The organism is Erwinia persicina (assembly GCF_014838825.1).
GTDB classification, from domain to species: domain Bacteria; phylum Pseudomonadota; class Gammaproteobacteria; order Enterobacterales; family Enterobacteriaceae; genus Erwinia; species Erwinia persicina_A.
Genome location: NZ_JACYMO010000004.1, coordinates 427,026 through 440,386, shown reverse-complemented (window position 1 = coordinate 440,386; position 13,361 = coordinate 427,026). Strand labels below are relative to the sequence as shown.

Genomic DNA, 13,361 nt, shown 5'->3' with positions numbered 1-13,361 from the left:
GTGCTTACGGCAGAGCTCACGGGCAGAAACTCCGGCTTCGGCCTCGCGGAGAATACTGATGATCTGTTCGTCGGAAAAACGCTTCTTCATGGGGATGTCCTCATGTGGCTTATGAAGACATTACTAACATCGCGGTGTGTTAATCAACGGGGAGCAGGTCACGGGACGGATATGATCCCGGTAGCGCTGGAAATCCTTTCCCCAGCTACGTTTAGCAGACTTTGCCCAAGCCAGATAATGCTGGTTAAAGAGTTCATCAAATGTCATCTCTTGTCTCTTGTTTTCGCGTTCCTGCTTAGGGTCAGTTCCGGTGGCAAGTGAGCGTTTATGTTCCACGGCAATCTTACGGGCTAAGGTGACATCCACCTCAGGCCAGTGGCCAATAGCGATGGCACGTTTTCTTCCATGGTAGAGGTAGCGGAGCAAAAACTTTTTACGTCCTTCTCCTTTGCTGACCAGACATTTCAGGCCAGAAATCTCGGTGTCGCTGTATTCAGCATCGGTACTGCGTGAATCTGATGAGTTAGGAGGAAGGGATTTAATGAGCTGACTGGTAAAACGGAAGCGTTTCGGACTGGACATATTACCTCCTGTGATTGGTGTTAAGTACGTCAGGGTTGACCCATCCCCGGCACGGCACTTTTTATGCGGTAGTTGATTTTCTGGTGTGGCGAAGGGAATGCTGGTGCCACATGGGATGAATTAAGACGGGAAATGCAGAAAGAGCAGGCTTTACGGTCTAGTTCTGGTCTTATTGAAAAAGTACCCTCAGGGGAGGACAACACAGAAATAATATATCCCCCTGTCTGGGGCAATTACATGCGCTAAGAACCAAAAGTGTTGCACGTATGTGGCAGGTTTTTCATACGGCTATGTGCCTAGAAGGGAGTGGGGATCATTACATACAAAAAAATAGAATTTAGCGTTGGGCTACAAACTAACGAATCATTATTTTTCAATGGGTTAATTTCATGTGTAGATTGATTTTCAAAATCGATGTTTATTTTTTTTCAAAAAGTTAACTAACTTGTTGATTTTTTTGAGTTCTCGATGATAATTGGAGTGACCATGTAAATATTATGTGCTAAAGCATAACGGATCAAAACGATGGCGGAACAAAAATTCATAAGTGAGTTATTTTTAGAAAATAATCAATTCATCCTGGTTGGTTTAACTGGGAGGACTGGTTCAGGTTGTACTACTACAGCAAATATATTAGAAAGTAAAAGCATTGCCTTTCCTGAATTAAGTGGTTTGAGTGGGTTTTATAAGGGTTTAGATAAAAGGCGTTACTCTATAGTTAAAAAGTTTGCTGAAGAGCATTGGGGGAATTTTTATTCGATAAAGGTCAGTGACCTTATATCAATATACTTACTATTATTACCTGCTGTAAAGCTAACTAGTTTCATATATTCTTGCGGAGAGAATATAGCTAAAAAATCCTGTGAGTCTTTAGTAAGAAAAGGTGTTTTATCAAAAAGTTTTTTAAAAGAAAATTATAGTGATGTCATAAAACAACTTTTAGATCATCACTCTGAAATTGATTTCAGTGATCCAAAAATAACACGTTCATTCATCAGGATTCTACAGCTGGTTAGAAAATTTACGAGAGACCTTAAGGCTGAATTAAACCAGTTAGAATCCGGTTTATATGTCTCGGTTTATCAATCTGCGGGTAAATCAATTAGACGAATTGGCAAGGTTGATGCAGAATATGAAAGCAAAGACTTCATTCCAAGCTCTGTTTTCCATTTGCCGGAGACCATTAATAGAGTTATTAAGTCAATAAGGAAGGTGAAAAATGAGAGAGCATACGTCGTTATTGATGCAATAAGAAATCCCTATGAAGCTAAGTTTTTTAAAGATCGATATGCAGCATTTCATTTAGTTTCAATTAATGCGCCGGATGAACACAGAACAAGATATTTACAAAAGCTGCATAAATTTTCACCAGAGCAAATTAAAAAAATTGATGACGAAGAGTCGGGTAAAGGAGATAGTGAATATAAACACTTAACGAATCCAAATGTAAAAAAATGCATAGAAATATCTGATATACATTTATTTAACCCAAAGAATGAATATGATAATAACAATGTGCTAAAAGCCCAAATCGCATGGTATATAGCGTTAATGCAACACCCTGGATTAATATCCCCTACATCAATGGAAAGGGTCATGCAAGTCGCATATACAGTAAAATTAAACTCTGGTTGTATTTCAAGGCAGGTGGGTGCAGTTGTTACTGATAGCGATAACTCAATAAAATCAGTTGGTTGGAATGATGTTGCTCAAGGACAGGTTCCTTGTGCTATGCGGTCGATTGATGGATTAATAAATGATTTTCACTCAGAAACATATAGCCATTATGAAAGAAATAACGAAAAATTTAGAGAGAAGGCGCGAGAGTTCTATGATATTTTTAAACCAGTAATTCAGCAATCAAGTTCTTTTAAAGGAAGAAATATTTCATATTGTTTTAAAGATATACATAACAGTATAGATAATAAAAGTAACCAAGTGCATACTCGTGCTTTGCATGCAGAAGAGAATGCTTTTTTACAATTAGCAAAATATGGTGGGATCGGTATTGTTGGCGGGAAGTTATATACTACTGCGAGCCCATGTGAATTATGTGCAAAAAAAGCATATCAACTTGGTATTTCAGAGGTTGTCTTTATTGATCCTTATCCGGGGATAACGCAAGACCATATTATTAACATTGGAACTATGCCGCCTAAGTTAATACAGTTTAGAGGCGCTATTGGTAAGGCATATCATCGACTTTATGAACAGATTATACCTATAAAAGATGAGCTGGATTACATGTTAAAATAGGTTTTTTAAACATCCATTATAAATGGTAATCTATTTATAGATTTCCTTATGAAGAGGGTCACTGCCTGTAAAAGTACCGGACTGGAAAGGAGTGACCTTCTCAAACATGACTAGCAACATTCCTTGTTACCACAAGGTAACGAGAAAACATCTTTCTTGGTATATTGTGTCAATGTTAGAGAGAGCAATTCTGATACGCATCTACAATGGATAAGCGGGAAGCTTATAAGAGGTACAAATTTGGGAATCTGGCAACTGAATATTTTAATATGACGTCTGCTCTTCACTCACTTCGGGTCCTTGGCGCACTTAGTTTGTCCACTCCGTTTCAGAAGCTTAAATGGTCTTGTAATTATACATCGTGTTTTCAGGATAAATACATGAATAAAACACCATGATAATCATGACTGCTGCATCGCGCTCACGTTATTGCTTCTTTTGAAGGCTTTGTTGAATAAATCGGATTTAGATAAAAGCGCCTCTCGTCACTGACTTCCTCAGGCAATCCGCACACTTTCTGGCATCCCTTCACGCGTCATTTTGTTCAATGCACGGATCATGGCCATAGCCTCACCGACCTGCGCATCGTAGTCACGCAGCGTCAGGTGACCACCGAACAGTTGTTTAACACGGTACATCGCCGTTTCCGCCACTGACCGCCGGTTGTAAGCCGTGTTCCATTTCCAGTTCGCATTGCTTCCCGTCAGCCGTTGCCTCGCCACCGCCTGATTTCTGTCGGCATACTCCACCGGCCAGTAATCGGCGCGCGTTCGCGGCGGGATAAGCGCCTTAATTTTCTTGCGACGCAACTCGTCGTGGCAACGTTTTGTGTCATAAGCCCCGTCAGCACAGGCGGCTTTGATTTTCCGGTGCGTCTGACGGATAAGCCCCGGGAATGCCTCTGCATCAGTCACGTTGTTCAGGGACAGGTCAGCGCAGATAATCTCATGCGTATCAGCATCCACCGCCAGGTGCAGTTTCCGCCAGACACGGCGCTTCTCCTGGCCGTGTTTTTTCACCTTCCATTCGCCCTCACCGAAGACTTTTAATCCGGTGGAATCGATTACCAGATGGGCAATCTCACCGCGTGTCGGGTTTTTGAAAGGGATGCTGACGGACTTAGCCCGCCTGCTGAGGCAGGAATAATCCGGGCAACGGAGCGGAAGATTCATCAGGGTAAAAATGGAGTCAATGAATCCCTGAGCAGCGCGTAATGTGAGGCGAAAGACGCGTTTGAGCATCAGAACAGTGGAGATGGCCAGCTCAGAATAACGTTGTGGACGACCACGTGACGCCGTTTTTGGTTCGTCATACCAGGTCTGAATGGCCGACTCATCGAGCCAGAATGTCAGTGAACCCCGATTGATGAGCGCCTTGTTGTAGGCTTTCCAATTGGTGATTTTGAACGTTTGTTTTGCCACGGGGTACCACTACAGGGTCAGAGATGTGGTGATCTGATCCTGATTGCGGCCAAAAGTTCGATTTATTCAACAAAGCCTCTTTTGAATATAAGCATCCGGCTTAACAAAACTATTTGCTTATATAGAATTTCCAGAGAACGGTTCAAGTATGATCTAGGCCAGTGTCGGCTTCTCGCTCATGGCAGGCTTTAGGGCGTTTCAGGCGGTCCGCTTAGTGCCAGGATCGGACCTTTAATCATGAAGGGAATAAAGCTTAATACCAATAATTGTGATAAACACAATCTGGTCGGGCAACATTGGGATGCTTAGTATTGAAATTATTACTGAGTGATTATAGTTGTTTGATCTAGATAACTAAATTTACGTAATGTGGCAAATCTGGTAGTGGCGTATTCCAAACGATCGTAGTATTATCTATAGATTCCTAAATCCAATGGATAATTCTAATTTTCGAGACTTAATAGTAAAAAAGAGTCTAATTATCTAATTTATCACTAGGAGACCGAAATTGTTTTTAGAAATAATTGGTGGTTTAGCAAATGTCGCATCCATCTCGGGCATCACAGCTAAAGATTTGATTCCATTTATATCCGATCCGGATAAGAAACTGTTTGAGAAATACTTCAGTTACCTTGAAGGTAAAAAGGTGTTAATTGCACCATTCGATTTAGAGGTTTCCCAAGCAGTAATCAAAAGTTTAGAATCAATTAAAGAAAAAACAGAGCAACTAAGATTAGACATAAAATCCAAGCAAGCGCAACATTTAATATTAGATTTAATCCACACTCTAAGCCAAAACTTAATGTTATTATATAAACATCAAAATTCGACAAATGAAGTACTTTTCTATAAAACTTTGCAAAAAGTGCGGGTTAAATTTGCAAGAGTACTATCATTACTATGTTTTACGTATGAGGTCGATTTATCAAATCAACGAACTGATTTAGCGAGATTGGTGTTGGAGCATGCTTATCGAGTAAGATAAAATTACACGGCTAAGTCTTCACAAAAAGGGCACTAACTACTTTGGAATGAACTTTTAGCTTTACTGTACATATAAAATTGGCCGCAAAATGCGGCCCATGGCTTACTGCAAACCATAGTATTTCAGTGCAGCCTCTGTTAGAACTTTGGTTGCAACTGCCATCCCGACTTTCCAAGTCCCATCGGCAGCTTTTCTTATATTTGATGCAATCCAATTTTTTGCGCCTTCTCCAAAAGGTTCTTCAGAACTTGATGGTGTTTCAGACGCTACAATCAGTGCGAAATCACGGGCATCTTCTTCAGAAATACCTGAATCTTTCAGATAGTTTGCTACTGATTCTTTATTGTGTGATTGTATATTTACGTTAATAGTTGATTCGCTGCCACCAGAGATGGCATTGCCAACGTTACCATAAATTATTTGTTGTGTTATTTGCTGTGCTTTTGACGCATTATCTTTATCCATGCTTTGAGTACCAAAAGTGATGTGTGCTGCTGCGGGAATTGATTTCTCAAATTCAATTGTTAATTCAAGAACTCTATTGCGAACGGCTTGTGAAATTTCTGATAATGACACCGCTGAAATATTTCCAGAGATATCATTGCAAGCATAATCTTCATATATCTTCCCTTGTAGAAGAAGAATTAAATTTGACGCATCAATCCCCAAAGAACCACCTTTTGCGCTAGCTTTAACAAGTTCGTCAACAGCAGCAATGCTTTCTCTGACGGAGTGCTTATTCCAGCTATCATTTGCAAACGTTTTTATTAATATTGGTGGTATAGGCGCATTTTTTATACCAGAGCCAAAGGGGCCAGAAAACGTACCTTTATAAGTTACTCCTACTATTCTGTAATCGGGAAGCACAGCATTCTTAGGATAGCCTTCCGATTCATGCTTGACCCATTCTTCTAAATCGTTACTTCCTAATCTTGCTGCCAAGAGTCGGAGTTTAAGCAGTATTGAACCCAGGCTTGATCCATCTTGGACCACAGACTCTTGAATCTGATGTAACAAGGACATTGTTCATCTCCGTATTAAAACCTATTTTGCCAGTTTATATGTATAAGCAATCGACATAAAGTACTCTGCGTAATAAAACATCAGTCTGAAACGGGTGACGGGACAACACCATTCCCACACTATCCCGAGGATGTTATGTCCGCTCCTCGCTCACAGCGGACACTCAGGTTTAACAGTCCAGTACGTTTAGCTTACGGATAAATCATTTTATGATGGCGTGGAGAACGGGGGATTCTGAAAAGGTAAGAAGTGAAAGGGAAAAAGAGCTTGTTGCAGGTGGACGGACTGGTGAAGATCCCCATGTGAATGGTGGAGAGTGTATGCTGCCAAGTTTCCCCGCTTGCTATTGGGGATTTCCCCACCTTATTCCCCGCGACAAAATCACGTTAAGGACAGCGGATTAAGGCAGAATGATAATTCCCCGTTTCCCCCGTGTCTTCTACTTCATTATGAATGATCTGAAAGAAAGGAACCGTAGAGGACCGTAGAAAGACCGTAGCTGTGAGGTAAAAAAATACATCAGAAAATGTTGAGGTGTCTAAAAGTAACTAACATCTGCGAAAATGGCGAGAAATCCAGCAAACAAATAACGTGTTGCAACGACCAGAAATCTACCGTAGCCAGTAAAGGAAAAAGCCCCGCTTTGTAGCGAGGCCTTATGAATAGTGGTGCCCGGACTCGGAATCGAACCAAGGACACGGGGATTTTCAATCCCCTGCTCTACCGACTGAGCTATCCGGGCAACGGGGCGCATTAAACCGTAAACCCCGTTCGGCGTCAACGGCTTTGTCACAAAAAAGTCGTAAAACCCTGCCGACTGCCTGCTTTTTACCCGGGTACGCTCACCCTGCTTTAGCTTAACGCCCCGTTCTTACGGCACAGTGCGAAACTCAATACATCTTCCGCCAGACAGCGGGCGGTTTCCACGTCCTGAACCTGACGTTTCACCAGCAGTCGCGACAGGCAGCCCTCAAGGATCAGTTCCATCTGATGTGCCACGCCCTCGGGGTTGTCCGTTTCCAGGTCGCTCAGTAACTGATGAGTGAACTGCCAGGACGCCTGTTTTTGCTGCTCGGCAATCTGATGGATAGGGTGGTCAGGCTGTGGGTAGAAACTGCAGGCGGCAATAAAGAGACAGCCGGGATAGCGCTGATGATTGACCGCATCGGCCAGCACCTGATAGCGCGCCAGCAGTTTCTGCCCGGCACTCTGGCTGTCATCCAGCAGTAGCTGGCGGCGCCACGCCTCAATCTGCTGGCCGTGGTAGCGCAGGGCGTCATACAGCAGCGCATCCCGGTCCGGCCAGAAGCGCTGAAGTTCCTGTTCGCTGCAGTCCAGTTCACCGGCCATCATGGCAAGAGAGGTGGTCGCCGCTAACCCATGCTGTTCCAGCACGTTCAGAGCCTGTTCAAGTACTTGTTCACGCTGCACGCGGTTCTCCTCTTGTACGCTTCATTATCGAACCTTAGTGTCGTTTAACGCGCCAGTTTCTGCAAATGTGCACGGAAAGCGGCGGGTTTCATAAACCCGGTCACGCGTGAGTCGGGGATTTCATGGCCCTGTGCATCAAAGAACAGCAGAGTCGGTAAGCCCAGTACGTTCAGACGCTCCAGCAGGGCGCGATCAGCGGCATTACTGGCGGTGACATCGGCCTGTAACAGCTGCGTATGCTCCAGCGCAGCCTGCACCTGCGGATCGCTGAAGGTGTATTTCTCAAACTCCTTGCAGGCGACGCACCAGTCGGCGTACAGGTCGAGCAGGGTGATCTTGCCCCCACTGTTGGCCAGCTGCTGATCCAGCTGCTGCACATCACTGATGCGGGTAAACGTGAGCTGCGGGGCCGCTTCTGTCGTCTGCGCACCGCCAAACGCCCAGTCCTGTAAAGGGCGTACGGCGATCAGCATCGCCCCCAGCAGCAGAATTTGCAGTACCCGCAGCCAGCCCCGGTGGCTTTTCAGGGTACTGATAAATGCCCAGCCGAAGAAGGCAACGGCCAGCAGGCTCCAGAGGCGAACTCCCCATGTATCGCCGATCACCCGCTCCAGCAGAAACACCGGCAGGGCCAGGATCACAAAGCCAAAGCCTTCTTTCACCGTCTGCATCCACGGGCCGCTTTTTGGCAGCAGGCGGTTGCCGAACAGCGTAATGGCGACCAGCGGCAGGCCCATGCCCAGCGCATAAAGATAGAGCGTACCGGCACCCGCCAGCATATTACCGCTTTGCGCGATATACAGCAGGATGGCACTGAGCGGGGCGGTGGTGCAGGGGGAACAGATCAGCCCGGCCAGGGCTCCCATCATGAAGACGCCCGGCAGCGATCCCCCCTGCTGGCGGTTGCTCCATAACGTCAGTCGGGTCTGCAGTGAAGAAGGCAGCTGCAGGGTAAACAGGCCAAACATCGACAGCGCCAGCACAATAAACAGCACAGAAAGCCCGATCAGTATTGCAGGGGCCTGTAATGCCGCCTGGAAGCGCAGCCCGGCAGCGGCGACCACGATGCCCATCAGGGTGTAGGTCAGCGCCATGCCCTGCACGTAGACCATGGCCAGTGCAAACAGGCGACCGGGGCTGTAGCGGCGGTTACCTCCAAGGATAATGCCGGAGATCAGCGGGTACATCGGCAGTACACAGGGGGTAAAGGCCACGCCAATCCCGATCAGCAGCGCCCATAACGGCGAGAAAGGCAGGCTGCTATGGGGCGACGGAGCCGCGTCGGACGCGGCGACAGGGGCGGGGACGCTGTGGGCTGCAACGGCATTAAGCGGAACCGTACGGGTTTCCGGCGGATAACAGAAGCCGGCGGCAGCGCAGCCCTGATAGGTCACCGTTATCTCTGCACCGGCGGCGGCCTGGGTGACGGTGAACGGCAGCGTCAGGCTGTCAGGGTAGATCTCGGTTTTACCGTAGAACTCATCTTCATGAGGCTGGCCTGCGGGCAGCTGCCATTCAGCAAGGGTGGCACCCTGGACGCCAATCTTGATCTGCTGCCGGTAAAGGTAGTAGCCAGGTTTGACCTGCCAGCTGAGGGTGAGCCGATCGTTCTTCTGTGTGAAATCAAACGTGAAGGCCTGATTGACCGTCACAAACTGGCTGTTGGCGTGGTTGTCAAACAACGATGCACCGGCGTTCAGGCTGAACAGCGTGGCAAACAGCAGGAATATCAGGGGAATAAATCGCTGGGTCATAACGGGTCTTGCTCTCTCCATGGGGGACCGACCAGGCGGAAAGGGAGATAATAGCATGACATTCCCTGGTGAGGGCCGTGCGGAACAGAACGGGACGACCGAAAAGAAGGCCGGCCCCTGCTAAGGGGCAGGGACCGGCCATTTATTCAATCAGCCGTTGGGCGGGTATTTTTACCCTTCGATCTGTCGGGACGGCTATTTTACCGTTCCTCTGTTCACCGCATCAGAGAATAATCCCCCCCAAAAGGAAGCCAAAGGCCACCGACAGCACAATCGCCAGCGTACCGGGGATGAGGAACGAGTGGTTGAAGACAAAGCGGCCGATGCGGGTGGAGCCGGTGTCATCCATCTCTACCGCCGCCAGCAGCGTCGGATAAGTCGGCAGCACAAACAGGGCGGATACCGCAGCAAAAGAGGCCACGGCGGTCACCGGCGAAACGCCCAGCAGCAGCGCCGCAGGCATCAGTGCTTTGGTGGTGGCCGCCTGCGAGTAAAGCAGCGTAGAGGCGAAGAACAGGATCACCGCCAGCATCCATGGGAAGTCGTGCAGCAGCTCACCCGCCACCTGCTGGATATCGCCAATGTGAGCCTTCACAAAGGTGTCACCCAGCCAGGCGACGCCGAGCACGCAGACACAGGCGCTCATCCCGGATTTAAAGGTGCTGGCCCCGAGAATTTCCCCGGTATCGATCTTACAGGTTAAGCAGATCAGTGCGGCTACCGTCAGCATGAACACCACGATCGCTTCGTTACGCGGCAGTACCGGGTTCTGAATCAAACCAACGGCATCACTGATGGTCGTGGCATAGAACACCACGGCGATAATGCCCAGCAGCAGCAGCAGCACCGAGCGTTTTGCTCCCGGCTTTTCTTCAAACTTGCTGGCACCGCGCAGGGCAACTTCCCCTTTTGCCAGACGGGCCTGGTAGACTTCATCGTCCTTCAGTTCCTTACCGAGGAAGTTGGTGACCAGTGCTGCAATAAAGATCGCTGCCATCGTTGAGGGGATCGCCACCGCCAGCAGCATCAGATAGCTGATGCCTTTGGGTTCGAGGATGCCGGCCATAAACACCACGGCCGCAGAAATCGGTGACGCCGTAATCGCGATTTGTGAGGAGACCACCGCAATCGACAGTGGACGGGAAGGGCGAACACCCTGTTCTTTAGCCACTTCGGCAATAACCGGCAGCGTGGAGAAGGCGGTGTGGCCGGTCCCTGCCAGCAGGGTCATCACATAGGTCACCAGCGGGGCCAGAAGCGTGATATAGCGCGGATGTTGACGCAGCAGGCGCTCGGCCAGATTAACCAGGTAGTCCATCCCTCCGGCCACCTGCATGGCGGCAATGGCGGCAATCACGCCCATGATGATCTCAATCACATCGAACGGGATGGCGCCGGGTTTGATTTGAAAGCCCAGGGTCAGCACAAGGACCCCGAGGCCACCGGCAAAGCCGATGCCGATCCCTCCCAGCCGACTCCCCAGATAAATCGCGAGAAAGACGACGATAAGCTCAGGTAATAACATAGGGTGTTCCTTAATTTTTTTGCTAATAAACCGTTAAAATTTTGTGTGCCGCGAAAAGTAAAAAGGCACGTTGTTCAGTGAACACGTGCCTTAAAAGGGAGCTAATGATCGGGTCTGTTATTGTTCGTTTTCATCGGTATAGCGTTTCGCTTTGTACACCGGGAACATCAGATTCTGCGTTGAGAAAATATCATCCAGCTCGCTTTCGGTCAGCAGGCCGCGCTCAAGCACCACTTCACGGACGCTCTTACCGGTTTCTGCACAGATCTTACCCACGATATCGCCGTTGTGATGGCCGATATACGGATTGAGATAGGTGACAATGCCGATGGAGTTAAACACGTAGGCTTCACACACGGCTTTGTTGGCGGTGATGCCGTCTACGCATTTTTCCAGCAGGTTGTAGCAGGCGTTGGTCAGGATATGAATGGATTCAAACATCGCCTGGCCAATCACCGGCTCCATTACGTTCAGCTGCAGCTGACCGGCTTCAGAAGCCATCGTCACGGTAATATCGTTACCAATGACTTTGAAGCACACCTGATTGACCACCTCCGGCACCACCGGATTCACTTTGGCAGGCATGATTGACGACCCCGCCTGCAGTTCCGGCAGGTTGATTTCATTCAGCCCGGCGCGCGGCCCCGAGGAGAGCAGGCGCAGGTCATTACAGATTTTTGACAGTTTTACCGCCAGGCGCTTCAGTGAGCTGTGTACCATCACGTAGGCGCCGCAGTCTGAGGTGGCTTCGATCAGGTCTTCCGCCGGAACGCACGCCAGCCCGCTGACTTCGGCCAGCTTCTCTACGGCCAGTTGCTGATAGCCATCCGGGGTATTCAGACGGGTGCCGATGGCCGTTGCGCCGAGGTTTACCTCCAGCAGCAGCTCGGCGGTGCGCAGGATGCTGCGGATCTCTTCATTCAACAGGACGTTAAAGGCGTGGAACTCCTGACCGAGGGTCATTGGTACCGCGTCCTGCAGCTGGGTACGGCCCATTTTCAGGATAGTATTGAACTCCACCGCTTTACGCTGGAAGCCTTCACTCAACTGCCCGATAGCATCCAGCAGTTTTAAAATAGAGCTGTAAACCGCGATACGGAATCCGGTCGGGTAAGCATCGTTCGTTGACTGGCATTTGTTGACGTGGTCGTTTGGATTAAGGAACTGGTATTCCCCTTTCTGATGCCCCATCAGCTCCAGGCCGATGTTAGCCAGCACTTCGTTCGTGTTCATGTTGACCGAGGTGCCTGCGCCGCCCTGATAGACATCGATCGGAAACTGATCCATGCAACGGCCGTTGTTCAGCACTTCATCACAGGCGCTGATAATAGCATTAGCCACGTTGCGCGGGATGGTCTGTAGCTCTTTATTAGCCAGTGCCGCTGCTTTTTTAACCATGACCATACCGCGGACAAACTCAGGAATATCGCTGATTTTGCTGTTGCTGATATAGAAGTTTTCAATCGCACGCAGAGTATGAACACCGTAGTAAGCATCCGCGGGAACTTCACGCATACCTAACAGGTCTTCTTCGATACGAATGTTATTAGCCATGAGAACCTTCTGTTGGGAATACCGGTTAAATCAATACAATTCAAGTGCCTGCTTCAGCGGTCGACATCCAGAGAATATCGGGCCGGGGAACGGCTGCCGCGGCATTTTATCCGTTTGCGTCAACCCGAGCACGATCATATTCTGTTGCGATGTAAAAGCCTGAATCCAGATCACTTAAACTGCCTGCTGAATCAAACAGTTTCAATCTTATGTGATCGTCCTCACAATGGAAGACGCGGAATGATTTTCCACCTTTCCGGTTGAAAACCGGAGGTTTCGTTCCCACCTTCTATACTATCGATCGCGACGATCGCCATTTTATGCTGCCATGCAGTCTGCAGGGCAGCCCTTGATACAGGAGAACGCGGTGCGCTGGTTACCGTTCTTAGTGATATTTGCCCTGGTATGGATCGAGATCTCTCTCTTCATTCAGGTCGCCCATGTGATGGGTGTATTAATGACCATGCTGCTGGTGATCTTCACCTCCTGCATTGGTATCTCGCTGGTGAAAAATCAGGGGATGAAAAACTTTATGCTGATGCAGCAGAAGCTGAACGCTGGTGAAAGTCCGGCTGCCGAGATGATCAAGAGTGTGTCGCTGGTACTGGCAGGCTTTCTGCTGCTGCTGCCAGGTTTCTTTACCGACTTCATCGGCCTGCTGTTGCTGTTGCCGCCGGTGCAAAAACACCTGACGCTGAAACTGATGCCGCATCTGAAAGTCTGGCGTGGTCCGGGCGCAGGCCCCGACAGTGGATTTACCGTTGATGGCGAGTACGAGCGCAAAGAGTCAAACCTGATTGAGCACGATCGTGACAACGACAAACACTAAA

At 48.3% G+C, this 13,361-nt stretch carries 11 protein-coding genes and 1 tRNA gene; 3 read left to right on the top strand and 9 right to left on the bottom strand.

Translation table 11 applies throughout. The features are described from left to right. Both IFU29_RS13540 and IFU29_RS13535 read right to left on the bottom strand, forming a co-directional pair. Positions 1–90: transposase (locus IFU29_RS13540; protein ID WP_137563447.1), on the bottom strand; the 90-nt coding region annotated here is incomplete at its 3' end. 33 nt (positions 91–123) lie between these two features. Then, positions 124–582, bottom strand: a complete 459-nt coding sequence (locus tag IFU29_RS13535; RefSeq protein ID WP_244633692.1) for an Arm DNA-binding domain-containing protein — start codon at positions 580–582, stop codon at positions 124–126. Positions 583–1,107: 525 nt separating this feature from the next. Between IFU29_RS13535 and IFU29_RS13530 the strand changes: the two genes are divergently transcribed. Beyond that, a complete protein-coding gene (locus IFU29_RS13530) occupies positions 1,108–2,838 on the top strand; it encodes an anti-phage dCTP deaminase (protein ID WP_191934365.1) in 1,731 nt (576 codons plus the stop codon). A gap of 497 nt (positions 2,839–3,335) precedes the next feature. Here the strand turns inward: IFU29_RS13530 and IFU29_RS13525 are convergent, their stop codons facing one another. Beyond that, positions 3,336–4,259 carry an IS5 family transposase gene (locus IFU29_RS13525; RefSeq protein WP_191934364.1) on the bottom strand — a complete coding sequence of 308 codons (924 nt, stop codon included), beginning with the start codon at positions 4,257–4,259 and terminating at the stop codon, positions 3,336–3,338. A gap of 508 nt (positions 4,260–4,767) precedes the next feature. Here IFU29_RS13525 and IFU29_RS13520 point away from each other — a divergent pair. After that, complete coding sequence (locus tag IFU29_RS13520) at positions 4,768–5,244, top strand: hypothetical protein (protein ID WP_191934363.1); 477 nt, start codon at positions 4,768–4,770, stop codon at positions 5,242–5,244. A gap of 102 nt (positions 5,245–5,346) precedes the next feature. Here the strand turns inward: IFU29_RS13520 and IFU29_RS13515 are convergent, their stop codons facing one another. From IFU29_RS13515 to aspA, 6 genes are all read right to left on the bottom strand, one after another. Further along, positions 5,347–6,267: an AbiTii domain-containing protein gene (locus IFU29_RS13515; protein ID WP_191934362.1), complete on the bottom strand. Its 921-nt coding sequence runs from the start codon at positions 6,265–6,267 to the stop codon at positions 5,347–5,349. A 666-nt stretch (positions 6,268–6,933) separates the two neighbouring features. After that, positions 6,934–7,009, bottom strand: a tRNA-Phe gene (locus IFU29_RS13510). A 110-nt stretch (positions 7,010–7,119) separates the two neighbouring features. Next, positions 7,120–7,698, bottom strand: a complete 579-nt coding sequence (locus IFU29_RS13505) for a transcriptional regulator (RefSeq protein WP_191934361.1) — start codon at positions 7,696–7,698, stop codon at positions 7,120–7,122. Positions 7,699–7,742: 44 nt separating this feature from the next. Beyond that, entirely contained in the window at positions 7,743–9,452 is a 1,710-nt protein-coding gene (locus IFU29_RS13500; protein WP_191934360.1) for a protein-disulfide reductase DsbD, read from the bottom strand. A gap of 223 nt (positions 9,453–9,675) precedes the next feature. Then, on the bottom strand, positions 9,676–10,977 hold the full coding sequence (locus tag IFU29_RS13495; RefSeq protein ID WP_191934359.1) for an anaerobic C4-dicarboxylate transporter: 1,302 nt from the start codon (positions 10,975–10,977) through the stop codon (positions 9,676–9,678). A gap of 117 nt (positions 10,978–11,094) precedes the next feature. After that, complete coding sequence (gene aspA, locus IFU29_RS13490; RefSeq protein WP_191934358.1) at positions 11,095–12,531, bottom strand: aspartate ammonia-lyase; 1,437 nt, start codon at positions 12,529–12,531, stop codon at positions 11,095–11,097. 367 nt (positions 12,532–12,898) lie between these two features. Here aspA and IFU29_RS13485 point away from each other — a divergent pair, with 367 nt between their 5' ends. Next, entirely contained in the window at positions 12,899–13,360 is a 462-nt protein-coding gene (locus IFU29_RS13485) for an FxsA family protein (RefSeq protein ID WP_191934357.1), read from the top strand. Position 13,361: the final 1 nt, after the last annotated feature.

Bases quoted from the DNA above. Each gene is read 5' to 3' on its own strand.
- IFU29_RS13535 (WP_244633692.1), bottom strand. From the start codon at position 582: ATGTCCAGTCCGAAACGCTTCCGTTTTACCAGTCAGCTCATTAAATCC.
- IFU29_RS13530 (WP_191934365.1), top strand. From the start codon at position 1,108: ATGGCGGAACAAAAATTCATAAGTGAGTTATTTTTAGAAAATAATCAA.
- aspA (WP_191934358.1), bottom strand. From the start codon at position 12,531: ATGGCTAATAACATTCGTATCGAAGAAGACCTGTTAGGTATGCGTGAA.
- IFU29_RS13495 (WP_191934359.1), bottom strand. From the start codon at position 10,977: ATGTTATTACCTGAGCTTATCGTCGTCTTTCTCGCGATTTATCTGGGG.
- IFU29_RS13515 (WP_191934362.1), bottom strand. From the start codon at position 6,267: ATGTCCTTGTTACATCAGATTCAAGAGTCTGTGGTCCAAGATGGATCA.
- IFU29_RS13500 (WP_191934360.1), bottom strand. From the start codon at position 9,452: ATGACCCAGCGATTTATTCCCCTGATATTCCTGCTGTTTGCCACGCTG.